The sequence below is a fragment of the Streptomyces sp. NBC_00637 genome, assembly GCF_045161545.1.
In the GTDB taxonomy this organism is placed as follows: domain Bacteria; phylum Actinomycetota; class Actinomycetes; order Streptomycetales; family Streptomycetaceae; genus Streptomyces.
The window spans coordinates 52214-74930 of the sequence record NZ_CP109047.1 but is presented as its reverse complement, the minus strand read 5'-3'; the positions used below and the strand labels follow the sequence as shown (position 1 = coordinate 74930).

At 69.1% G+C, this 22717-nt stretch carries 26 protein-coding genes, 3 tRNA genes and 1 pseudogene; 16 read left to right on the top strand and 14 right to left on the bottom strand.

All coding sequences use genetic code 11. The features are described 5' to 3' along the window. Positions 1-20: 20 nt before the first annotated feature. The 5 genes from OG440_RS38270 (at position 21) to OG440_RS38250 (ending at position 5136) form a co-directional block, all read left to right on the top strand. Positions 21-692: a hypothetical protein gene (locus tag OG440_RS38270; RefSeq protein ID WP_331752729.1), complete on the top strand. Its 672-nt coding sequence runs from the start codon at positions 21-23 to the stop codon at positions 690-692. Between the two features lie 1264 nt (positions 693-1956). After that, a complete protein-coding gene (locus OG440_RS38265) occupies positions 1957-2121 on the top strand; it encodes a hypothetical protein (RefSeq protein ID WP_406011589.1) in 165 nt (54 codons plus the stop codon). 84 nt (positions 2122-2205) lie between these two features. After that, positions 2206-4422: an N-6 DNA methylase gene (locus OG440_RS38260; protein ID WP_331752724.1), complete on the top strand. Its 2217-nt coding sequence runs from the start codon at positions 2206-2208 to the stop codon at positions 4420-4422. Between the two features lie 99 nt (positions 4423-4521). After that, positions 4522-4674, top strand: a complete 153-nt coding sequence (locus OG440_RS38255; RefSeq protein WP_406011588.1) for a hypothetical protein — start codon at positions 4522-4524, stop codon at positions 4672-4674. 84 nt (positions 4675-4758) lie between these two features. Beyond that, positions 4759-5136: a hypothetical protein gene (locus OG440_RS38250; RefSeq protein ID WP_331752721.1), complete on the top strand. Its 378-nt coding sequence runs from the start codon at positions 4759-4761 to the stop codon at positions 5134-5136. A 154-nt stretch (positions 5137-5290) separates the two neighbouring features. Here OG440_RS38250 and OG440_RS38245 read toward each other — a convergent pair whose 3' ends face one another. Continuing rightward, positions 5291-5578, bottom strand: a complete 288-nt coding sequence (locus tag OG440_RS38245; protein ID WP_406011587.1) for a hypothetical protein — start codon at positions 5576-5578, stop codon at positions 5291-5293. 54 nt (positions 5579-5632) lie between these two features. Continuing rightward, a complete protein-coding gene (locus tag OG440_RS38240) occupies positions 5633-5902 on the bottom strand; it encodes a hypothetical protein (protein ID WP_331752717.1) in 270 nt (89 codons plus the stop codon). A 430-nt stretch (positions 5903-6332) separates the two neighbouring features. Here OG440_RS38240 and OG440_RS38235 point away from each other — a divergent pair, with 430 nt between their 5' ends. The 3 genes from OG440_RS38235 (at position 6333) to OG440_RS38225 (ending at position 8668) form a co-directional block, all read left to right on the top strand. After that, positions 6333-6875, top strand: coding sequence for a hypothetical protein (locus OG440_RS38235; protein WP_331752715.1), 543 nt, complete (start codon positions 6333-6335; stop codon positions 6873-6875). Positions 6876-6929: 54 nt separating this feature from the next. Then, entirely contained in the window at positions 6930-7661 is a 732-nt protein-coding gene (locus OG440_RS38230; RefSeq protein ID WP_331752713.1) for a hypothetical protein, read from the top strand. A 551-nt stretch (positions 7662-8212) separates the two neighbouring features. Beyond that, the gene (locus OG440_RS38225; RefSeq protein WP_331752710.1) at positions 8213-8668 is read left to right on the top strand and encodes a hypothetical protein; all 456 of its coding nucleotides are present in this window, start codon (positions 8213-8215) and stop codon (positions 8666-8668) included. 185 nt (positions 8669-8853) lie between these two features. On the opposite strand, the gene OG440_RS38220 is transcribed toward OG440_RS38225, so the two are convergent. The 7 genes and pseudogenes from OG440_RS38220 to OG440_RS38190 form a co-directional block, all read right to left on the bottom strand. Further along, the gene (locus OG440_RS38220) at positions 8854-9372 is read right to left on the bottom strand and encodes a hypothetical protein (protein ID WP_331752708.1); all 519 of its coding nucleotides are present in this window, start codon (positions 9370-9372) and stop codon (positions 8854-8856) included. 116 nt (positions 9373-9488) lie between these two features. Beyond that, on the bottom strand, positions 9489-9896 hold the full coding sequence (locus tag OG440_RS38215; protein WP_331752706.1) for a hypothetical protein: 408 nt from the start codon (positions 9894-9896) through the stop codon (positions 9489-9491). A 43-nt stretch (positions 9897-9939) separates the two neighbouring features. Continuing rightward, positions 9940-10378 (bottom strand): annotated as a pseudogene (locus tag OG440_RS38210) (DUF6248 family natural product biosynthesis protein). Positions 10379-10542: 164 nt separating this feature from the next. Next, positions 10543-10923, bottom strand: coding sequence for a hypothetical protein (locus OG440_RS38205; protein WP_331752702.1), 381 nt, complete (start codon positions 10921-10923; stop codon positions 10543-10545). A gap of 86 nt (positions 10924-11009) precedes the next feature. Then, a complete protein-coding gene (locus OG440_RS38200) occupies positions 11010-11423 on the bottom strand; it encodes a hypothetical protein (RefSeq protein WP_331752701.1) in 414 nt (137 codons plus the stop codon). A gap of 477 nt (positions 11424-11900) precedes the next feature. Continuing rightward, positions 11901-13076, bottom strand: coding sequence for a hypothetical protein (locus tag OG440_RS38195; RefSeq protein WP_331752700.1), 1176 nt, complete (start codon positions 13074-13076; stop codon positions 11901-11903). A gap of 129 nt (positions 13077-13205) precedes the next feature. Next, positions 13206-13448 carry a hypothetical protein gene (locus tag OG440_RS38190; protein WP_331752699.1) on the bottom strand — a complete coding sequence of 81 codons (243 nt, stop codon included), beginning with the start codon at positions 13446-13448 and terminating at the stop codon, positions 13206-13208. Between the two features lie 367 nt (positions 13449-13815). On the opposite strand from OG440_RS38190, the gene OG440_RS38185 reads away from it, so the two are divergent. From OG440_RS38185 to OG440_RS38170, 4 genes are all read left to right on the top strand, one after another. After that, positions 13816-13953 carry a hypothetical protein gene (locus OG440_RS38185; RefSeq protein WP_331752698.1) on the top strand — a complete coding sequence of 46 codons (138 nt, stop codon included), beginning with the start codon at positions 13816-13818 and terminating at the stop codon, positions 13951-13953. A 92-nt stretch (positions 13954-14045) separates the two neighbouring features. Beyond that, positions 14046-14267, top strand: a complete 222-nt coding sequence (locus OG440_RS38180; RefSeq protein WP_331752697.1) for a hypothetical protein — start codon at positions 14046-14048, stop codon at positions 14265-14267. A gap of 156 nt (positions 14268-14423) precedes the next feature. Beyond that, positions 14424-14954 (top strand): hypothetical protein, encoded by a 531-nt coding sequence (locus tag OG440_RS38175; RefSeq protein WP_331752696.1) that lies wholly within the window; start codon positions 14424-14426, stop codon positions 14952-14954. Positions 14955-15505: 551 nt separating this feature from the next. Then, entirely contained in the window at positions 15506-16132 is a 627-nt protein-coding gene (locus OG440_RS38170) for a hypothetical protein (protein WP_331752694.1), read from the top strand. Positions 16133-16294: 162 nt separating this feature from the next. On the opposite strand, the gene OG440_RS38165 is transcribed toward OG440_RS38170, so the two are convergent. The 4 genes from OG440_RS38165 to OG440_RS38150 form a co-directional block, all read right to left on the bottom strand. Beyond that, entirely contained in the window at positions 16295-16564 is a 270-nt protein-coding gene (locus tag OG440_RS38165; RefSeq protein WP_331752693.1) for a hypothetical protein, read from the bottom strand. 64 nt (positions 16565-16628) lie between these two features. Continuing rightward, a complete protein-coding gene (locus OG440_RS38160; protein ID WP_331752692.1) occupies positions 16629-16826 on the bottom strand; it encodes a hypothetical protein in 198 nt (65 codons plus the stop codon). Positions 16827-16966: 140 nt separating this feature from the next. Next, positions 16967-17188: a hypothetical protein gene (locus OG440_RS38155; protein ID WP_331752691.1), complete on the bottom strand. Its 222-nt coding sequence runs from the start codon at positions 17186-17188 to the stop codon at positions 16967-16969. Between the two features lie 243 nt (positions 17189-17431). Continuing rightward, positions 17432-18175, bottom strand: a complete 744-nt coding sequence (locus tag OG440_RS38150) for a hypothetical protein (RefSeq protein WP_331752690.1) — start codon at positions 18173-18175, stop codon at positions 17432-17434. Positions 18176-19091: 916 nt separating this feature from the next. Between OG440_RS38150 and OG440_RS38145 the strand changes: the two genes are divergently transcribed. The 4 genes from OG440_RS38145 to OG440_RS38130 all read left to right on the top strand — a co-directional run bounded on the left by OG440_RS38145 (position 19092) and on the right by OG440_RS38130 (position 20933). Continuing rightward, a tRNA-Glu gene (locus OG440_RS38145) sits at positions 19092-19167 on the top strand. Between the two features lie 314 nt (positions 19168-19481). Then, a tRNA-Glu gene (locus OG440_RS38140) sits at positions 19482-19557 on the top strand. 24 nt (positions 19558-19581) lie between these two features. Then, positions 19582-19656, top strand: a tRNA-Arg gene (locus tag OG440_RS38135). A gap of 389 nt (positions 19657-20045) precedes the next feature. Further along, on the top strand, positions 20046-20933 hold the full coding sequence (locus OG440_RS38130; RefSeq protein WP_331752689.1) for a hypothetical protein: 888 nt from the start codon (positions 20046-20048) through the stop codon (positions 20931-20933). Between the two features lie 346 nt (positions 20934-21279). Here the strand turns inward: OG440_RS38130 and OG440_RS38125 are convergent, their stop codons facing one another. After that, entirely contained in the window at positions 21280-21711 is a 432-nt protein-coding gene (locus tag OG440_RS38125; protein ID WP_331752688.1) for a hypothetical protein, read from the bottom strand. Positions 21712-22717 lie beyond the last annotated feature (1006 nt).

The window sequence follows — 22717 nt, the reverse complement described above, 5'->3', positions numbered from 1 at the left end:
CCCGGATCAAAGGGAGACACGTGACCCACAGCAAGTGCGAACCCGAAGGCGGTCTGGACGGCGCGGCCCGTCTGGTCGGCGCGGATGCCCAAGAGGAGAACTCCGCGGCAGCCGGCGCTTCCCGGATAGCCGACGAAACCGGTGTCAGCGTCTTCAGCCGGAAGAACCTGCAGGGCTACGCCTTCAGCGCACACGTCCTGGTCTTCAAGGCAGCTGACGCGCTTGAAGAGTTCCGCCTGCGTGATGACGAGGACCGCCTCACACTGGCCGAGAAGCATGCCGAGAAGGCCATGGCCCACTTCGCGCAGCTCACGGGAGAGGACAACTCGGCCGTCTGGACCACCGCGGTCCTCTACATGGTCCAGGTGCGTTCCCAGTTCCACGCCATCGGCAGGTTCACCGCCTTTGACCCGGCCCCCAAGCAGTACCTGTTCACTGCGACGAGCCCCTTCCGGCTGGAGACGATCGCGCGGTCGGCCCACGAGCGCATGATGGCGGCCGCGCGCTGCCTGACGCGCCCGGTGCTGAGCGAGGCGATCGACAGCAGGGCGGAGAAGGCGGTCCACGAGGCCGCGCAGGAGCTCAACTCCGTGCTGCCCGGACTGTCTCTCCGTCTGTGGGAACTCATCTGCCGCTACTGCGCCGAACTGCATGCCGCGAACCTGCACAGGGCCGCCACCGCAGCACGCTGAGGGGCGGCCGATGCAATGCCGCTGTACCCGCTCCGGACGATTCTGTCGCGCGGCGGATCCCGTCCCGCGGCGATGACGCCAGGGGAGGACCGGACGCGGCTGCGCCACCCGTCGGCGGGGTCATCATCGTCGGCAGGCCTCCAACGGGGTGTCACCCCGGGGCGGGCCCGGTGGCGTCGGCTCATCCCGGCCACCCCGGGCCATATGGTCATGGGGCCCGCTGAGACACCTCGGCGGAGCCGGCGGCCCCGTGCTCGTTCGCACGCCGCGCGGGGCCGCTCAATCCCCGGCTGCTGGACAACTGCCCCCTTCGCGACCTGAGGCCGTGTGGGCGGTCCGCACGGACACCTCGCCTCCCTTGCCACGGCCGGGAGCGTCCTCCTCGCGCCGGAGCATGCACACCCGAACCACGTCGAGTACTCCTGCGCGGGCTCACACCGCCGGAGGACCTCGCCTGGCAACACCCCAACACCCCGCTGGTGTCCCCTCACAGCGACAGCTGCCTGCCGCTTGGCGGCCGCCTGGAATCCGAAACCCGGAGGATCCCCACGTGCCTGCGTTCCTGAGGCCGCCCAGTTACGGGCCAGCAGGCCCCGACGGGCAGGGCTGGACCCGCATCACCCCGAACGCCCACTTCGAGCAGCTTCCTCAGTGCGGGTGGCGGCCGATGAATCACACTGCTCTCGCCGAGGCGCTGACCGGCCGCCAGCGCTGGGGCAGCTACGAGAGTTGCCCGGAAGGCGGCCCAGACGTCTGCTCGACCTGCCCTGTCCAGCAGCGCCGTCTTGCCCGCACCGGAGGCCTCGACTGGCCGGCAGACGAGTCCGTGCTCCTGGCCCGCTCCGCGCCCCGGCCGCTCACGGACGGGTTGCTCTTCGCAGACCCCGCATACGGGCGCAGCACAGTGGAGCTGTCCCGATGGAGGGATGGTCAGCCCGTTGCCACGACCGGATGGGAGGAGCTCCTCACTGCCCGCTCGGTACGGATCAGCTGGCGTTGGACTGAGGGCAGGGGCGAGACGTTTTGGGTGGTCCGTGACCGGGTGACGTCCGACGCGATCTCGGTCGACGAGCGCCGCGGCACCATCATGCGGCACGAGCTGTACTCCGGGCCGGATGGCAGGCGCCTGGCCGCCCTGACCTGCCACGGCGCTTGCGCCCACAGCACACGCCATCTCGAACTGTTCGCCGCTGACCTTGTCGCTCCACCGACCTCGCACACGACGCCGCGAACGGCCTTGCCGCTCCCCGAGAGCCTCCCCGGCGTGCCCCTGCTCCGATTCGCGCAGGACGAAGGCCACACCGTGATGCACCGCGATCGGTCGCGGGACTACCCCGCATCCACCGCCCGCGTCCTGTGGGACGTCCCCCCGGACGACAGCGCTGCCGCCGCCGTCGTGGCTCACGCGGTCCGCCTCAGCGCCCTCTGAACCGCACAGGTCGACAGCCCGGCAGCGGCCTCGGCCGGCCATCGGCCCACCAACCGCCCCGTTCACGATTGCAGGAGTGAGGACATGACCCACCCATCCCACGGGCCCGCAACACCCGCATCGTCCGCCAGGACCCCGCCTGGCCCGGCGGCCGGGCCCACGCATCTCCCAGCCCGGCAGAGCCCGGCGCTCCACGAACTCGGGGAGGACCAGGTCTTCGACTACATCGGAGGAACGGCCGTTGTCCGGCTCACCGAGCCCGAGTCCCTACGCCAGCAGATCGCGCGAGCGCTCGCCGAGCAGTACGGAATCGACCCCCGGGACATGGCAGCCGACTACCCCCTCCTGATAGCGAACCCGGCAGGCGGACGGCCGCTGCGCCGCCGCGCGGGCATCGCCGTTTTCGAGCACGGCCGGCCGCACGAACAGGAGTACATACGCCGCGTCGTCGTCACGGCGGTTCGGCCCAGGAAGAGCCGTTCCGCATTCAAGATCCGCCCTCATGCCCAGGCGGCGGAGCACACCGGCGACGTGGCGCAGCTGATGGAGGCAGCCGGCCCCGCCTGCAGTTGCGGCATGTGGACGGACGGCGAAGACCTGTACTTCATCGGCCGTAGCCTCCGCCCCGGCTCCCAAGACGTGTTCCAGCCTCTGACGAGCTGGCCACGGGCCGACGCAATCGCTCCATCCTCCTTCCCGGCGGCCGCACCCGGCTCCATGGCGTCGCCTGCGACCGAGACGATGCTCAGGCTTGCCGTCCGCCGCTGCCGCACCTTCCTCCACGCCAACGAGGGACATTCCAACGACGTGGCCTACTGGCAGCTGCTGTATGTGCTGTTCGCCAAGCTCCACGACGAGCGCCAGGTCCGAGGGGGCAAGGGGCCGACCCGCTTCGGCCCCGACAACGGACGGCCGGCCATGGTGTCCCCAGACCCCGTCGAGGCCTCGACGGTCGCAGCGCGGCTGAGAGACCTCTTCGAGGACGCCAAGCAGGGCCCCGCCTCACACGGACTGTTCGGCCAGGACGACCAACTCGTCCTCAGTGATCGTGCCCTCGCCTTCGTCATCGGTGAACTGGCCTCCTACGACCTCCACGGCACATCTCCGGACACCCTCTGGAGCGTCCACCAGGAGCTGTTCGGTGATCCGCTGCACGGCGACCGCGGCCAGTACTTCACACCCCCCAGTGTGGTCCGGCTCCTGGTAGAGATAACCGATCCCAGCCCTGACGAGACGGTCCTCGATCCCTGCTGTGGAACCGGCGGGTTCCTGCACGAGACCCTCGCCCACCTCGCACGCAACCAGGGACCGCGGCGAGCGTACGAGAGTTCCCGGCTGGCCGGCCTCAGTCTCCGTAAGTACACCGAGACCCGGCTCTTCGGCGCGGACCTCGACTCGGCCCTGACCAGAGCCGCCGGGATCGGCGTGACGATGCTGACCGGCAGCCGGGCCAACACCTTCCACATGGACTCACTCGCCTTCCCCAGCGGAACCCTGCCCGGAGCGGGCGCCGCCCGAAGCCATCTCGAGCGCATCGGACCCGGAACCGTCGATGTCCTGCTCACCAACCCGCCCTTCGGCACCGACATCGCCGTGACCGGACCGATCCTGGAGCCGTTCCGCACCGGCACATCACCGACCTCCGTGCCGAGCGTCGCCTTCAGCTGGAGCCGGGAGAAGGACGGCACCCTCAAGCGCGGCACGCCGGCCTCCTCCGTCGCCCCCGAACGGCTCTTCGTCCAGAAAGCCATCGAATGGGTACGCCCCGGAGGCCGCATCGGCCTGGTGCTGCCCAACGGCCTGCTGTCCAACCCCGGCCCCGACGACGAGGCGCTGCGCCGCTACATCCTCGACGAGTGCTGGCTCATGGCCAGCGTCGAACTGCCCGCCGAGACATTCCTCGTTGGTGCGGGCGTCAACGTCCTCACCAGCGCTCTGGTTCTGCGGAGGAAGACCGAGGGCGAGAAGCACCGCGAGCAGCGGCACGGCCCCGCGGACTATCCGGTGTTCATGGCCGTCGCCGAGAGGATCGGGCACGACCGGCGCGGTAATCCGCTCTACGTGCGGGAGGCTTCGGGCGAGCACCGCCAGGTCGAGCACGAGGAGCGGGACGAGATCAGCGCCGACGGCGTGACAAGCCCTCGCAGGACGCTGCGGCATGTCCTCGTGCCGGAAGATGACCTGGCGTCCCCGCGCGGGCGACGCCAGGGGAGCGACGGCCAGGGCGTCATCAATGCATACCGGGCGTTCGTCGACCGATATGCCGACGAGTTCCCCTGGACGACACGGGAAGAGGCGTGAAGGAGTCGGGCGGAGCGGTCACGCCGCAGACTGAAACATCGAGCAGGTATCGCATAACTTGATACATGATCACAAAGTGTGTAAATTATAGTTAATCGCTTGAGGGTGGCCTCGAGAGTGCGGACGCCGCGTGACGGCGTCACCGGCGAGATCGCCGCGCCCGGCTGGGGTGAGAACCCGGACGGGCTCGCCCCCTGCGAGCGCCCGGGCAAAGAAGCCCTTGACCGCTTCCGCCCGTACACGGACGCCTGAACCACTCCCGGGCGGAAGGTCACTGCCGTCCGCCCCGGCTAACCCGAGTTCCCGCGACCCATCCCCTGTCTGGAGGACCACCCCGTGAACCTGACCCAGCTCAACGGCGGCTACGTCGACCCCGGGTTCCGCCTCGACCTCGACGGCAACGCCCGCTTCGTGCACGAGGGTTACGACGTCGACGTCCACGTCCGCCGGGCCACAGTCGACGACGTGCTGTACTGCGACACTCTCAACCTTCACCGCTACGACGTGGTCATCACCGGCACCGTGCGTCTGGAGGGCGTTGAGGTCGGCGAAGCCAGTGCGGGCGCCAACGAGCGCGACGGCTACATGATGCGCGCCGCACTGGAGGAGGTCCTGCGGGACGTGGTCGCGGACGTCCGCCGTACGGTCAAGGCCCTCGTCGAGCGTGTTGAGAAGATCGACCGCAAGCACCAGGCGACGCTTGCCCAATCCTGACCCGTGCGGCACCCCTCCCCGCGCGACACGAACAGCCGCCAAGCCAGTGCTCGGCGGCTGTTCGTGTCGATCGCCGCAGTCCCCGCGCGGGTTCACGCACACTACTGGGCGGGGATGCGGCGGCGCCGCTAGCGGCCGATGCCCCCTCAGCCCTTCACGGGCGGAACAGCATGGCTGAACTCTCCAGGGCGGGCTGGAAGGTGGCGAAGTTGCCGCCGGCAGCCTTGTGAGCACGCAGCTCGTTGGCGAGAGTTCTACCCCGCTCGGTCAGACGGAAGCGAGCCCACGGCATCAACTGCCATTCGACCGCTCCGCTGGTGAATCCGGGGCGCGGGTGCTCCGCACCCTCAAGGCGGCGACCGTCCGGCTTGAGGTAGTACTGGCCGTCCTCGTCCGTCTGCGGCATCTCGATCGTGACCAGGCCGCTCTCAACCAGGTCCATCAGAGCATCGGCCGCGCAGTGGCCGAAGAGGGTCACAGGCTGATTCGCGACATCTCACAGTCGAACGCCGAATGAGTCGGCGGCGTCCCCGGCAACGCCCAGGGTCCATGGGTTCCGCGCCGCCCAAAGCATCGGCCAGTTCGTTCGTGAGAGCGTGACCCGGTCCCAGTCGATGAGTCCGTGGCAGTCGACCTCGCACGTTTCGACGAAGGCCAGCAGGCCCCAGTGGTCCTTCCCCCAACGGTCCGGCGCGATCTGCTGCCGCCCGGACCGGCTTTGCCACTCGGGCAGGCCGACAACCGGCTTCCTGTGCTGGTCCGACATCGGAGAGCTCCTCTATGCGTAGATCACTGGAGATTGGAACCGGGAGGCCCTTGCGGAGTAAATTTACTCATCCTGTGAAATTTAGGCAAGCTATACGATGCAATACCAGGGGCCTTCAATCGCCCGACTCGGAGGTCGGGCATGGGGCGCTGCACGGCTGCGTCGCGCGGACCGCCCGGAGACCGGGAGTGGGTGACGTCGGCGGGTGGCGCGGCGAATCTCGCATCCAATAGCCATCGGCGGCGGCGAGGCGGGGGTGGGCCCCTGTCGGGTTTGACTCTCGTCAGGCTATGGCGGCTCGCGCCGAGGTGACTTCACCTCAGATGGCCCATTGGCAGTTCGACTCGTAAAATTGACACTGATGGTAATAGTGTGTAAAATAGATATTGGGGATAGTCGTTCCCCGCCTCGCTATCAGGGGAGCCGAACTGTGACCACGCCGACCTCTGTGATCGCCACAGCCCGCACCTCCCTTGCCGCAGCCCGCGCCCGCGACCTCGCCGAGGTCATCCGCAGCCGGGCCGCTTCGAATCCACACAGCAAGACCCTGATGGAGCTCGTCGCTCACCTCCACACGGCGGCCGAGTCTTTCGAGACCGATGCGCCGCCGGTCATCGACGGCGTCACCGTCACGAACACCATCCCCGGCACCGCCGGCCTCGCCTTGATGCAGGCCATGCTCGCCGCCTCGGACACCCCTCAGGCGGGCATCTCGGACTGCCTTTTCCTCTACGTGACCTCCCACATCACCCGCCGAGTACCGGAGTTGCCCGCCCTGATGACGGACAGTCCCCAGATCGACCATCAGGGGAGCGCCCTCCGCGACCGCATCGGCCAGGCCGTCCGCGAACTGGACACCGCCTCCGACCGGCACGGCCGCGTCGCAGCGCTCACGAAGCTGGCCGAACTGCACCTGTGGGTCGTGCCCTACGCGGCCGCCGTATCCGCGGACGAGTACACCGCTCAGCGGTAGCCGCACCGCCCCACGCGCGCCTCACCTATCGACCACGACGCGGAAGGCCTTACTTTGACCGCCACGGCACGCCCCCTCGCCCACCGCTACTACGGCGCAACCGGGGCCGACGCTCGAACCGCCGTCCACGTGGACGGCGCTACCGATCCAGCCGACCACGTGTGGAAGATGTCCCTTGGCTCGCGTCGCTGGCGGGGCCAGGGGACGGGCGACTCGGGTTCCACCGACCACACCCGCAAGTACGAGGCTGCCGAACGGCTCGTCGCCATGGTGGATGTACGCGCCATCGTCGCCGTCGAGACGGAGCGGAACCGTTCACTGATCGGCAAGGCCCCCGGCGGATGGCGCCTGGTGTCCTGGGAGGAGATCGAACGAGAGGGATACCGCGAGGTACGTCCTCCGGCTGGTGCCCTTGACACCTACCCCGGCACGGGAGAGCACTACCCGGCCGGATACGTCCGCACCGTGACGCTGCGAACCGTCACCCGCCTCCACAACGGGCACATGGTGATCACCGGAACCCAGTTCGGGGAACCGGGCCCGTTCGTGATGCTCATGAGCCCTGCCCACATCGCTCTTGGCGCCCTCGTCGCCGAGCGCACTGCCCGACTGGTGGCCAGCGAGACCCCCTACCCGCATGCGCCTCCAGCGGGCCCCTCTACCAGGTGGACACGCACCTGGGCTGCGCCGCATGCACGGCGGCCGAGACCGGCCAGGCACCCGCGTCGCTCCCCGCGCCCACCTCAGATGACAGTGCCGTCGTATGGCGGCCGGGTGACCTGGTGAGTACCGACGTCATCGGAACCGACGGAATCACCGACACCCGCACCGGTCGTGTCACCGAGACGCGGACGCACATCGCGGAACGGCGTCGTGAAGTGAGCGTCCGATTCCCCTACTTCTCCGGGCAGAGGACCTGTGTCCCCACGCAGCTCTACCCTGCCGAGCGCGAACATGTCCGCAGTGCCGAGACCGCCGGAGGATGGGCTGAAGGTGTAGCCGCCTGTCACACCGTCTACGGGGCGACTGGCGCGCCATTCACCCGGACCGGCGTGGTGATCGGCTTCAGCGACGGCCCCAGCGGCGAGCGCATGGCGCGGGTGGAGTTCGCCGGAATCTCCGGGGCCACCCCTTACCCGCCCGGAAGTCTGACCCGCCCCGGGGACCCGGTCTTTCCGCGGTCCAAGAGCCCCGCATAGCCCGCGTCGCCGACCGCTCAGGCCTCGAACACGGTTGGGACGGCGACACCGAAGCCGCACGTTCCACCGCGAGCAGCGTCCGCAGCCACCGGCTGACCTGCTGGTCCTCACCTCGATTTCCCGCCGCTTGGAGTGCCCATGACCGCCACCTTCTACCGCCACAAGCTCGCCTTGGTCGAGGCCCGCCAGGTTCTTGGGAGTCCTGACGCCAAAACGGCCCGCCAGCTCGCCGCGTGGTGCGGAGGCCTGTCGGGCGGCGCCTTCGCCAACCCCTATGTCGACGTCGAGACGCCCACAGGGCGAAAGACCGCCTACTGCAACGACTGGATCGTGCTGGAGGCAGGCCGTTTCGACGTCGTCCCTGCCGAGGTCTTCAGCGATACGTACGAGCCAGCACTCACCACCAACCCACTCCAAGACGCTCTGCAGGTCGTCGCCTCTTGGCACCACGACGTGACCAACGGCCGCGCCCTCGGGCCCGACGACCTCGTCGGCGCCCTGGAGCGCGCCGGCTTCCCGCTGCCCAAGACGGAATCGCCACACCACCCTGAGCAGCCAGCGCCGTTGTCCGGGGCCTCACGCGGGCACAGATGAATGTCAACGGGCAAGCCGTCTTCACGTGCTCCCCGCTGCCTGGCGGAACATACACAGCCGCCGCGACACGCTGCCCGACCGAGCAGGAAGTGCGCATCCGCAACGCCGTGGCGGCCTGTGTCAGCCCATATGGTGGCAGCGAAGTCCGGCCGCCCCGCAGCTGTGCACGACGAACGGTCTGGACGTCAGGAGTCGGTGAGGGGCTGGCCATTGACGTCCACTGCTGGACCCCGTTCAACCAGTTCGACGACCTCACCGGGGATCAACGTGAACCCGTAGTAGTCGGGGTTCTGGCCGGCAGGCGGGACGGTGTGGATCCGCAGAGAGTGACCGACTCGCTGGTACACGGCCTTCCATACGAGACGTTCGGCACCGCGCAGGATCACCCGGTCTCCGGAACGCAGCTTCCGCGCGGCCACGGGCCCGGGCTCGACGTCTGAAGGCGCCGGGATGGTGGGCGACAGGACGGTCGCGGTGTGGCGGATCTTGATCATCCGGTACTCCACACCCGTGGAGATGGAGAGGGCTTCCAGGTCCGCAATGATGTCGGCGGCCTCGTCCTCGTCGCGGATTACGGCGGGTGTGCGCAAGTGCTGCCACTCGCCCTCGCCCTGGCGGTAGACGAGGCCGTACGTGGTGTCGTCGATGAGACGCTCCCCGCCTGAAGCGGGCGGAGCGTCCTCGACGCAGGTGACGGGGATCATGGGGGTACTCCTTCGTCGAGTGGGGCGCGTTCTCGCCCACCTGGGGCGACTGCTGGCGACTGGAGGGGGAGAGGGCGGACGGGTGGCCTGGCGGCCAGGCCTTCGGGGACGCGTTGTCAGTCCTGCGGCAGGGCCAGGCGGCGCACCGCACGGTCGATCTCGTCCGGGCGGGTGGTCTGGTTCGCAGCTGCGACAAGGACTCGTAGGTCAGCGTGAGCCGAGGTGTTCGTTCCTGCGGCGCGGGCCTTGGCGATGGAGGCTTTGATCTGCGGCGTGTCGATGAACACGCCGAAGGTGTTCATCTCCAGCATCTGCCAGTTGCTCGGGGTGTTCGCGACACCGTTGCTCTCGGCAAGGACCATCACGTTCTTGCTGCCAGTAGTCATCAGGGCGCCGGCCTTGTCGTAGGCCTGCTCCTTGGTCAGGTGCTGAACCGCAAGGCCGACCCAGTCCCCGCCGATGGAGACGCGGTGCCACACGGTGTACGTCGTGGCAGGCGGCTCCGTGGATGCTTCGTTCTGCATGGGTGCTGTCTCCCTCATCGGTTCTGGCTTTCACGTCCCACTGCTACTCCAGGCCGGGAAGGAAGGGGTGGCCGAGTGCGGCGGCGTCATGGGACGGGTTGGGGGATGGCTTCATGGGGGCGTCCAAGGACGGGTTGGGGGATGGCTTCATGGGGGCGCGTTCGGGGCGGGCGGGCGGGGTGCCGTCCTTCGGGCAGGGGCAGCGGCACCACCACACGCAGGGTTCGCCGCCGGGGCGCAGGAATAAGGGTGGCGACGTTCCGTCCCAGGTGGTTGTGCACCGTCTCGGCGTTGTCGCAGGCGTCGGGGCGGCCCTTCTGCCGGTGCAGGCACCCGTCGCAGCGCCCCGCGAGGCAGTTCCAGCACGTGCCCCTCTCACAGAGGGACCACCGCCAAAAACCCCAGGCGTAACCGTCATCAATCCGATGCAAGTACGACGGCCACACATGCTCGCGGACCCAGGCGCCCTCTTCCTCGCTCATCGGCGACGGGTTGGGCACCGGGTCGATGAGGCCGAGGTGCAGCATGCGGTGCAGGTGCAACGTCTGCACGCCGGCCACGACGTCGTGTTCGGCGGCGGTGAGTTTGCGCTGCGGGCGTCGGGGGCGCTGGGAGGTGGTCACGGTCTTCCCCTTGTGCGGGCGGGTCAGCGGGCGTCGGTGATGTCCGACTCGGCGATGCCGAGGAAGCCGGCGAGGTCGGCCACGGTGGGGAAGCGGCCCTTGACGAGGGCGATCTGGGCGTCGTACGGGCCGGTGACCTCGAAGCTGTCGGGCCACAGGACGATGTCGAGGTGGCTGTCGCGGATCGCAGCCCGCATCGTGGCGGCGAGGACCTGCTCGCCGGACTGCCCGGAGGACGGGGTGGTGCCGTCGGGGAGGACGGCGCGACCCGGGTTGGTGCCCGTGATCGGGTCCCCGGGCTGCGGGGGCGTGGTGTCCCCGGTGGAGGACGGGAGCTCGCGGGCTACGCGGTCCGAGGTACGCAGGTTGTGGTGCTCGAGCGGGTGGTCGGTATGGCGGCTCACGTGAGGCTCCTGATGGTTCGGTGGCGTGAAGCGGGCGTCCTGGGTGGGGCACGAGCCGCTGGGCGGCTGGGCCGGGGTACGTCCGGTCAGGAACGGGATGGGAGGAAGGACTCGGCGAGCGCCTTCCACATGTCGTCCTCGGTGTCCTGGGCGACGTGCTCCCCGCCGTGCTCGACGACCAGGGCCCGCACCATCTCCGCAGGAACCGTGCAGAACAAGCCGGCCTGCGGGTCGTCGTCGTCGCTGTACGGCGCCCAGTCGGCGGGCACCGTCACTGGGGCGACGACGTACACCTCCAAGGCGGTGTACGGGCCGGGGTAGTCGGCGGGGGCGGTGCCCAGGCCGCCCTCGTGGACCATGCGCGCGCGGGGGCGCGGGCTGCACCAGGCGCCGTCTCCGGCGTGGACGGAGATGACTCCGTCGTCGGTGAGGCGGATTGTGCGGGGGAGCCGGCCGGTGCCGTGGGCGGTGATGTGGTCGATGCGGTCGGTATGGATCATGTGCGGCTCCGTTCGAGGCTGGCGAGGGGGTGACGCGTGGGAGTGCGCACGTCGAGTCCCGCGGGGAGTCGACGGGGGTGAAGTTCCGCCGCCGGTGGGGCTGCCCGCGCGGGGAGGGTGGCGTCAGCAGTCCCGCGTGACCTTCGGCGACGGTGTGGTGTGCACCCCCTTGCTTCGAACGCTAATTTACACACCCTGATGCAATATGGCAAATTATACGCGCCATAAGGGTTGCCTTTAGGGGGGTGGTCAATCGCTGAGTAAGGCGGCGAGCAGACGGCGCAGCATGGGGGTGGTCGTCTCGGCGTTCGCGGCGATGGCGATGCCCTTCCCGCGGAGCCAGCGCATCACGAAGGTGCTCGCAATTTCGGCGAGCTGCCGGCGGAGTAGAGCAAGTGGTCGTTAAGAACTCCCACTCCCGGTCCCGGTGTGCGGCGAACACTCCAGCGAGGGGCTGCCGCCGTGTCGCTGTACCGGTCAGATCTTGGCGAACTTGGGGGACTTGAGGAGGGTCTGGATAGCTCCGGTGTCCGGGTTGCGGTTGGCGGGGTCCTTCACGGTCGCGGTGACGGTGACCATGTCGTCGGTCGAAAGGTCGAACGCAGACGCCGTGCTCGTGAACATGATCACTGCAACGCCCCGGCCGTCATCGACCACGACACCACGCTTGGCCCTGCGGGCCCAGTCGGGGCCGGTGTAATAGGTCCAGGCACGGGTCACGGTGCCGGTCACGGTTACTCTCTCTCCCTTGGCGCCCGCAGGCCGAGCCGCCTTCACCCCGGCGAGCCGAGCGGCGTCGGCGCGTTCGGCCTGCGCCTTGCGCTGTGCTTCGCGAGCGGCGGCTTCACGGGCTGCTTCGAGCTGGCGGTCGGTGGCATCCCGGCCGCGGGCGATCTGGTCGCGCAGGGACAGACCGAAGTCGGAAGCGGCGAGGTTCCCGCCGGTCATCCAGGCGGCGATGTCGGGGTGCGCGGCGTAGAAGGTCTGAAGGTTGTGGGACTGCCGCGCCCACTTGATGGCGTCGCGGTCGGCCTTGGCGCGGTAGTCGCAGTCCATCCGGAATACCGCAGCGACGGCTTCCGGCTCGGTGTAGAAGGCGCCGACGGTGCCCTCACCCGCACAGGCGAAGCAGACGCCACCCTGAACATGCTGGTAGGCGTTGATCGTCCCGTTGCCACCGCACTTCACGCACAACTCGGCGTACTGCCCCCACTTCACAGAGGCCAGCGCGAGTTCGTGGTTTTCCCCCGTTACGTACAGCCGAAGGCCCGCCATCGCCTCCCGGTGGCGGACGGCCGGACTCTTCGGAGCGCGGTCGGCCCCGACCGACGTCACTACCGCCGCACCGACGCCCGCGCGGGTGCTGGCCTCGGCGATCACGTCGCCTGTGAGGGTGTGCGCTTCCCACTTCTTCGCGCTCACCTGAATAGCGCGGTAGGCCGTGCCCATGGCGGCGAAGTGCCACACGTTGCCGATCCGGGACATCGCCGGGCGTGGCGCGGTGAAGCAGTTGGGCAGCGCCTGAAGGAGGGCGGGTGCGGTGGAGGGAGGCTCGGTGGGGGCAGCGTCGAGCGTATCCGCGTCCGAGTGAACACCGCTGAAGAGCTCGGTCAACAGATTGAGGGCATCGCCGGTTTCAGGGATCACGGTCATGTCGTCTGTCTCCTGTCGTCATGCACCGGAGGGGCAGTAGTCGTTGTGGCGCATCGCTGTTTCGGTATTGAGCGAGGGCGCAATTCCGAGTGAGGGCCGGCCCGACCCCAAGAGGGCCGGGCCGGCCGGTCATGCCATGACCGTCAGGAAGCACCACCGGTCGCCGTTGACCGTCAGTTCGCCCCACTCGGAGGTGACTAGGTAACCGGCGTCGAACAAGGCGCGCTCGGCGCCTTCCAGGTCATCCGCCGGGTAGTCGCCGAACGGGCCGGAGACGCCGGCGTGCACATTGCGAACGACGGTGACTTCTCGGTCCCCGGAGGTGTAGGCGGCCTGGAAGGTGTCACCGGCCTGACCGGTAGCTGCGCTCATGTCCATCTCCCTGCTTCGGTGGCGGTTCCTGCACTCCCAGCAACCACTAATTTACACATGGACTCACATACTTGCAAATTTAGCGAGTCATCAAGCGGGGGAATTGCTCACGGGTTCCTGCTGCGGAGCGAGCGTCCTACCCGCGGCAAGGGCCGACAGTGCAGTGGTCGGCACAGCCGGCATTGCGCAGGTGATGAACGCCGCAGCGGTCCAGTTGCGCGAGTTCACGCGCCAGCGGGGCCGGAAGGCTGGATGCGGTACCGACTCGTATAATTGACATCGAAGTGCATGATGTGTAAATTATGAGTCACGAGGGCGGTGATGCTCTCTCCACTCCCCTCTCGCCTTACGTTCTGGAGGAACGATCATGCGGTCTGCGGCCTTCGGCTTCATCGCTCTCACCCTGCTGGTTGCTTCCGGATGGTCCTGGATCGCGGGTCCGTGCGAGGTCTACACGTTCGCGCCCGCGAGCAAGACCCCGGCCCGCTGCCTGATGAACAAGTGACCTTCCGTGACCTGTCTCCCAATGCAGGTCAAGGGCTGTCCGGCAGGGCCAGCCGACCCGTTCCAATCCCGTTCCGTACTTTGGAGGACGCTGTGACGAGTTCCGCCAACATCCCCGCGCTCAACATCCCCGCGCCGACGGCAGCTCAGACGATCAAGGCCGTTCGCGCAACCGACCTGGATGGCGAGGACTACTGGTTCTGCTCGTTCAGCGGCACCCGGATCGAAACCCACTCCAGTCGGCCCGGCCACTTCTGCCCCGGCTGCAACGTAATCGCACCGAGCATCGTGCGGGTTCGCTCCTACCGGTCCTGACTTTCCCGCAGCGGCATCGGCAGTGCCTGTCCTGGTGCCAAGTGACAGCACCCGCCTCATCAAGTCAGCAGTGTCCGGCGGGGCGGAGATCCCTGGACGAGGCTCCAGGCCTGCTGGCCCGCTCCAAGTCCCCTCAACGAACGGAAGGGAGTGCCCGTGGCCTCCGAGACCCATGGCACTGCACTGGCCGACGCGGCTCCGCACTACGTCCCGGGCGACGTGCTCTTCGTCTACGACGGCGGGCCCGGCCTGGTCACTCGCCTGGAAGGGTGGGCGCTGAGCGTGGTGGAGATGTTCGTCGGGGACAGCCCGGAGGAAACCCGCAAGCGCGTGGTCGCGGTGTTCCGCACCGCCGACGGCAGCCTCGACATCTCCTCGCCTCTGTGTGTGGCGCCCGTCGACGCGGCGGCAGCCTCCTGGCACCTGGTCGCCCCGGACGGGCGGATCGTCGGAGGCGGAACCCGCGACCAGAGCAGGAAGCCCTCGCTGAGCCGCCAGGAGCTGGAGGTGCTCCGCGACTCCGGCAAGTACCGCTTCCTCGCGGGTGCCACCACAGTGCCGGGCCTCCCGGCCGGAGCTGGTCGGGCTCCGTCCGCCGACGCCACGGATCCGGTGACCGCACCTACCGAGGGCGTGTTCACCGCGGCACGCGGTGGCCTCTACCGGTGGTGCGAGCTGCCGCGCTGAGAGCGCCTTGCATGGACGGTTCCGTCGGATACTCCAACACCCACCCATCCAGGGGACATCTCATGATCACCAGCAGGCCGAGTGACCCGATCCGGAAGCAGATGCGCCAGTGGGAGCGTGACTTTGCCGTCGCTCTGTTCGAGAGGGCTGGGTCTGTCCGCGGACTCCGATGTCGCATCCCTCCCGGTCAGTCCCTGCCCTCGCTGAGCTGGGAGGGAGACCCGCGGGGTGGGTACTGGGCCAGCGCTGGGCTTGTCCACCGAGGTGAAGGCTCCCACGATCCCTCCGAGGTCGCGGCAAGCCTGCACTACCTGCGTGAACCCGAGGATGGCGAGAGTCCGTTCGAGCGGGATGAGTGGCCGCTGTCCACCCGGGATATCGGGACCCGGGACCCCGGCTGTGTGGCCGCCCTCCTCGTGGCTGCTGCCCAACACCACCGCGCCACCCTCTGAGAGTCCTGTTCTGGCTTGGCCGGCTGCTGCAAGCCAGTGACGCCGGTTCACCTTTACCGATCTGCCGCTTTCCGTCGACCTTCGGAGACCTCGCTGACCATGGCCACGTTGACTGTTGCTGTTCCGACCCTGATCGCGTCCGCCGCAGCCCTGGCGGTTGGATCCCACGCCCTCGGCGCGTCCGGTCTTGTCCCGCGCGCAGTCGGTCGTCTGCGCCGGAAGGTGCGGGCCGGCGTCAGGTCGGGGATCCTCAAGCCTGCCTGGCATCCGGCCCGCTGGAGTGCAGAAGCCGCCTTCTGGAGCGTGACATCGGCCAAGTTCACTCGGGCCTTCGCAGTCCACCCGCGCCGTTCTGTGAGCGTCGTACGGCAGTACAGAGCCATCGCTGCGCGCCGTCAGCCGCGCGAGTTGCGGGAGGCGGTGGCCGAAACTGCGGCGCTGCACCTTCCGGGCTGCCCGGTCACCTTGGTGCGCTTTCCCGTCTACCAGCCGCAGGGCGCCATGGGCCTGGACAACGTGTACTTCCGCCACGGACGCGACCCTGAGAACGTCACTCGTATCACTCTTGGCGGGAATCCCGACTGGATGGGCGGCCTTGCCCCGGGGCAGGCGAGCCGTGAACAGCTCGAAGCCTCCCGCGAGCGTGTCCGTGCCGCGCTTGCTGCCCTGCCGATCGGTCCGGACGTCCGCAGCGTGATGGTGTCCGTCGACCGCCGGGGCGCCTGAAAACCTGTTCCTCAACCACGAAAGTAGGCAGTCACTAAGCAGAAGTCACTGGCCGTCTGGCGGGTGCTGGCCGGGGCTCGTCTGTTGGTCGCCCTGGTAGGTGCCGTTTTGCGCTAGGGGGCCAACGATGCAGAGGTCCTGCACGGGGGTACCTGCTCGTCATCATCGGCGGCTGCGGCGCTTGCGGCGGGTGTGTTCGCCGCTGAGGGTGCGTGCGCGGGTGGTCACGGTGTAGGTCCCGGTGGTGAGGTCGTAGACGACCCGTGGGGCGTTGGCGTGGGAGCTGGTGACGTAGGGCTGGTGCTGCCAGTCGTTGTCGGTTCCGTAGAGGTTGTGGAAGGCGGGGAACCGTCCTACTGAGACAAGGGCGTTGAGCGCGTCGGCGAGGTCCTGCCAGAGGGTGTCGGGGGCGGGGTTCGAGGTGGCGGTCATGGTGTGCTCCGTTTGTGAAGTGCGGTTCCTGAGCGCTAACTGGGCTGGCAGGGCGGAGAGGGGATCAGCACTCTTCTTCGTCCCCGCAGTGGGCGCATGTGCGGATGCGGCAGTCATTGTCGGTGCAGCCGTGGCCGACGCACGGTTCGTACAGGTGGCCGTTCTCCTGGCAGTTGTCGGGCTCGGCCCGGAGGAGGGCGTCGATGCTGTCGTCGAGAGGAGCCAGCGCGGCGTCGAAGGACTGGGGGATGGTTGTGGGCAAGAGGCATCTCCTGTGATGAGGGTGTGGGCGGCGGGCGCATTGCCGGTGGACGGTCTGGAGGCCGCGCACTTGAAGGGCGCCGCCTGGTCGTGTCTCCCTGGCGGCGTGAAGTGCTCCAGGGGCGGTTGGCCGTGTGGGGGTCAGGCCTGGCGGACGGCCTCGACGAAGTGCGCCACGGTGTCCTTGTCGGTGAGCACGCCAGCGGGGACGGTGGTGCCGGTGAGGGCGCAGTAGAGCAGGACGTCGTGCGCGATGCCGTCCGTGACGAAGGGGTAGTAGCGGGCGTTTCCGTCCCACTCGGCCAGCAGACTGGCGCGGGTGCGCGCGATGTGGTCGGCCAGGGTGGTGGCGGGTGTGTGCATGGGGTGCCTTCCTGGGCGGTGTTCGCCATCGGTTCGTGGGTCAGGGGGTGCGCCCGGAGCTTGGGGCGATGAGGCCGACGCGTCCGGATTCATCGAGCCAGCGTTGTGCATCAGCCCGGTCGGGGGCGCCGGCCAGCAGGACGAGGCCGTTCTGCGTGGTCGCGTACACCGACCGCTCCGGGCCGGCCCCGGCTCCGGGCCCCGCCTGCCGGCCCTGGCCGGGCCCGTGTCCGGCCCCGAGGGTTAGGGGTGTTCGGGGGTGGTGTGGGTGGTGAGGGCGTCTTTGATGGGGTTGAGGGCGAGGGGGCCGTGGAAGATCTGCATGTTGATGGGGCCCTTCACGCGGCGGTTGGCGGGGTCGTAGGGGTAGATGCGGACTTCGGCGTTGAAGAGCGCGGCGAGGGTGTGGGTGACGTTCAGCAGGTCGCGTTCGTCGGGGATGTTGTCCCAGCCCGGCTCGGAGGTGAGCAGCAGCCAGCGGCGGCCGTCGCCGAGGGGGTTGCGCCCGCATTCCAGGGTGAACGGGGTGAAACCCCAGGTGTTGTCGAAGTGCTCCCAGTAGTCGTCGACGGCCGCGACGGGGTGGGTGGCGTAGGGCTCGCGGTGGATCTGCGCGTCCGGCTCGTTGAACATCCAGGAGATGCGGTGCGGCTTGTCCCACAGGGAGGAGACATTCAGCAGCCGCTCCTCGGGCGCGGTGACGGTCCAGACCTCCTCCTCGGTCCACACGCCGCCGTCGTGGGCGGGGAGTTCCTTGGGGCCGACTCCCGCGACCACGGCGGTCGCGGTGCCGTCGCCGTTGGAACGCAGCCAGGAGTAGCCGGTGCAGTTCTCGAAGCCCTCACCCGGGTGCCAGGTGGGCGCGTCGGCGAACGCGTCGTCGGGGAAGAGCAGCAGCGCACCGACCATCCCGGCACGCCTCTTGGGGTTCTTGCCCCACGTGCTGTTGACGGCGTGCTCGATGTGGCGGCGAACGCTGCGCTTCACGGGTTCCTCCTGGGTGTGTCCGACCAACTATGCAATAGTTTACACATATTCGTCAGGATGTGCAAACTAAGCGAGTCAATAAAGCGTGAGTGTGTGATGAGGCATGGACGGCGTCGGCATCGCATTGCCTCCGGCCGAGCGCCGGGGTGCTGCCCGTGGCCGTACGCCATGCCTCCCCGTGATGCCCCGGCCGCCATCGCTCGCACGCCTGAGCCGGGGGGTTCGCCGGCGCCGGGTGCCCGCCCGCCGGGAACGGGCTGCCGTAGCGCCCTGGGTCCGCGCTGTGCGCCCGGGGCTCCACCGTCAAATGCCTCGCCTGAACACCGCGACGGCAGGCCCGGGTTGTGGTGTCCCCGCGACCGGTCCGGCGCGCGAGGGGCGTCAAGGGGGCGTTCCGCTGCGGGTCCGCCTGCGCGGGGAGCGCACCGCTGTCGGGGGACTGATCCCGCCCGGGCGGTAGCGGCTCGCCGGGGCCGGCGCGGCTGCGCTCGGCGTTCAGGGCGGCCGCGTTCCGGCCACGGCCTGGAGCGGGCATGGCGCCCAGGCGAACGCGCGCTCGCCCCGCGCCCGACCGGCAGCCACCAGGCCACCCGCACAAGCAGCCTCCTTATGGCACGACTCGTAAAACTTGCGCACAATGAAGGGGTGTAGTAATCTAGAGGTGTTGGCGGGGGAGGTGAAGTTTCCCCAGCGGATCCGCATCCCGCCGCACCGGCTTCCGGGCTCCTGGGGAGGGGTTCGGAAGTGACCCGCTGCCGGGTCGGTGAAGGTGACGTACTGGCCTGCGGGCCAGCCTGATCCGGTCCCCGGCCACGGCAGCGGCTCCGGAAGTCACGTGCTGCCGGGCGGGGAAGGTGACGTACTGGCCCTGAGGGGTCTACCTGATCCGATCCCCACCCGGCATCCACGCCCCCACGCCCCTGTGGAGTAGCTCGGCTTATCTCGCCCCGTTCTCAGTGGGGAGACCGCGGGTTCAAATCCCGCCGGGGGTACGCAACATCAGACCTGCTGCCCGGCCGCTTGCGCGGCGGGCAGCGAAGCGCCGCACCATTCCGTCCCCCTTTCCGGGGGATCGCCGTGTGCGGCACGGCACGGCCGGCTCGCCCCGAAGGGGTTGCTGTCCGGGCTCAGAACACCCTCTGACAGGCCGCTGCGGCCCCGGGACCCGCTTCGCGCGGACGCCCGGCGGCAGGCCTGTGATGGCTCTGGGCCCGGTACTCCCCAAGAGCGCCGCCCGCACGGTCCTTGCCTCCCATGCAGCCCGGAGGCAAGGAACCCGCTGGTCCCACCTTGAGTTGAGGTCCACACCCTCGTGGAGTAGTCCGGCCTATCTCGCCCTGCTTTCAACGGGGAGACCGCGGGTTCAAATCCCGCCGGGGGTACGCAACCGCACGCTGCGCATTTCGGCTTCTGTCGTTCAACGGATAGGACACCGGACTACGGATCCGGAGATCGAGGTTCGAATCCTCGTAGGAGCACCAGCCCGCCCTGGAAATCCCCCTCCGGGGCGGGCCCAGATCACCAGCCCCGTTCCCGGGGCTGCCGTACTCCGAGCCCCACCCCGCCCCCGGGGAGGGGCTCGGGACCGGCTCGTGTTTTCCCACACCACGAGCCGCGTGTGCAGGGTCCGCCCTGCCACCCGAACCGCCCGCGTCGACCTCATCCACCGACTCGGGCGGTTCGGCGTTTCCCGGCACCACGGCCCGGCAGGACAGCACCGCTGCGGGACAACGCGAGGGCGCAGCGGTCGCGTTGGAGCGCACGGCGTGACCACAAGCAGCGGGCTGTTGCCGCCAGGGCGGGTGATCGAGGCCTGAGGCGTCGACTGCAAGGATCGAGGGGCATGAAAAGGTGAAGGAGACTGACGACGATGCCGAAGAAGCGCAAGAAGGACCGCAAGGCCCCCCAGAAGCGAACCCTGGTCCGGACCGCTCCAGCCCAGCCCGCAGACCTGGAGCTGGTGGACTGGGACGACGCCCCGGAGGAGGACATCGACATGCCCGATGCCCTCGCCGAACGGTTCCCCGCTCCTATCGACGCGGTGAAGGCCGTACAGGCCGGCGAGCGCGTGGAGTGGACGGGCAGCATCGACGGATCGACGATGCGCCACCGTGTCCTGATGACCGATGACGGCACCGCCGCCGTCGAACAGGCCGTTTTCGTCGGTGGCCCTCTCGAGGAACTCCTGCTGTGCGCCTGGCACCAGGCGGGGGAGCAGGGCCGGGAGCTGCTTGAGACCGGAGCGCTCGCCGCACTGGATGACCTTCACACGGTGGTCCGGCCGGTCCTTGAGGCTGAGATCCGCGAGGTTCGTCCTGACTACACCGCCGCTGTTCTGCAGTCCTTCCGCGAGGAGCCGGAACCGCACGGGCCGGGCATGCCGGTGTTCGGGTGGCGTCTTCTCCACCCGGTCGGCCCGGACACCACCTGGGAGGACACCCGCGATACCGCCGCATGGAACAGCTCGCAGACCATGTCCGGCTGGCTCCACTACTACGACCGCGTCCCCGAACTCCAGCGGACCGGACTTGCCAGCCTCCTGCGCAAGCACGGTGTCCCGACCGTGCTCTGCGCGGACTGCGGCCAGCCCATCACCGACCGCCACCCGCGGTGGACCGGCGTCTGGGTCACTCCCGACAGTGAGTCCGGCCCCGTGTGCGGCGACCCCTACGCCCGTCGGGTCGCTGCCGAGCCTCTGCTCGGGACGTTCACCGACCAGGACTTCGGCACCCCGCACCGTCCCGCTGCGAACACGTGACGGTGACCTCCGGTCTGACCGGGCGCCATCTGCACTGCCAGCATGGCGCCCCACAACCGCTCGCGTCGCGGGCCCAGCACCAGGGCGGCCAGCGCGGCCAGCGACGAGGAGACAGCGATGACCGTGTGGCCGCGCCCGGCGGCGTTGCCGCGCATGCGGGACACAGCCGCGCCGGCACGGCCGTGGATGCCCGGCGCCCGGCCGCCACCCATGCGCGCCGGGGCCTGTACGCCGTAGCCGCCCGGGCCTGCTGCTCGCCGATTCGGGCGTGCCTCGGTCCGGGCTCTGCGGTGTCCCCAGTTGGTGGCCCGCCGTGCGACGTCATTCGCCGGCCGGGGTGGGGTGGTCAGTCCTGGGCGAGTTCGGCGAGGATGCCGATCGCTTTCCCGGCCGCCGCGCGACGCTCGGCCGCGCTCATCTCCAGGCACGGCGTGAGCACCGCTTCGTAACCGCGGGCGTAGGTGTCTTCGCCGAGGTAGAGCCTGAACATCTCGCTGAGCGGCCCCTCGTCGTCGGCCTCGTCGGGGATGGTCCCGTACGTTTCCATCAGAGCCTCGCCCGCCCACCGGCCGAGGCTGGCCGTGCTGGTCGCGTCCGGCGCGAGACGGTCGAGCCACACGTCCTGACACGGTACGCAGCGCTCCCGGGCCGCGGCATACAGCAGGGCGATCAGTTCGTGGTCGACGTCCTGTTCGGCGGCCGCGGTCCGCATGGGCGGCGGCGGGATCGGGTGCCGTTGGGGATCGGCTGGTGGGTGGCTGTGTCCGGTGATGGTCAATGACGCCTCCGCTTGCGGGCCCGGCCGTTCGCCAGAGCGTCTCGCGGGCCCCGTACCTCGTCCAGGAGGTCATCCCTCGAACGGGTGACACTCTGCCGGTTCCGTGAACTGGCCTCAGGGGCGTTGCTGCGCCCGGCCGTTGTGCGATGGCGCCTGCGTGGCCGTCTGGCCCCGCGGCGCCCGGCCGGCTGGTTCCGGCGGAGGCCGCCCACTACCAGAGGGCATGGGCCCGGAACGCCGGTCACGGAGCGTCCGGCGGCACTACTCTGCCCGCTCATGACGTCCCTGTTCCCGGCAGCTGTCGGCGAGATCCCCCGGACCGTGGGCGTGCGTGCCCGTTCCCGGTCCGCAGCCCCGGCACCGGTTCCCGCTCCCGTGGCGGCAACGGCGCCGCCGAGCGATGCCGTCACCCATGTGCACTGCTGCGATCCAAACCGGTCATTGTGCGGACTCGACTTGACCGGCGTGGGGCCCGCGAAGCCGGGCGAGCAGGAGTGCGTGGTCTGCGCCGACCTCGACGAGACCGACGCGGACTGCCCTCTCTGCCCGGCCGCTTGACCCCCTGCCCGGCCCCGCGGTGGGGCGGCGGACCGTACGCCCTCCCCGGCCCCGGAGTGAGCACGTACAGGCGGTGACCGGGTGCGCCCTCACCGGCCTGGCCGAGCGGCCGGCCGCGGGTGCCGGGCTTCGTCAGCTCGCTCTTCCGGAACTCCTGTACCGGGCCCGGGCCCTGACGGGGATGCGCCGTGCCCCCCGTCCTCCCGAGCCGGATGTCTCCGCCTGAACACCGCCTCAGCGCACCGGAGTTGTGGTGTCCCCCTGACCGGCCCGGGACGGCGGCCTTGTCCGGTGAGCGACCACGCACTGGAGGCGGGCTGTCCGTGCCGGTTGGGGCAGCGGCCGGGGTGATTACACTCGCCCACACATCAACGACTCGTTTAATTTGACTCAAAGTGGCGAGTGTGTGTAAATTATGTCTTGTTGGGCGGGGGTCGGGCAGGCTTCC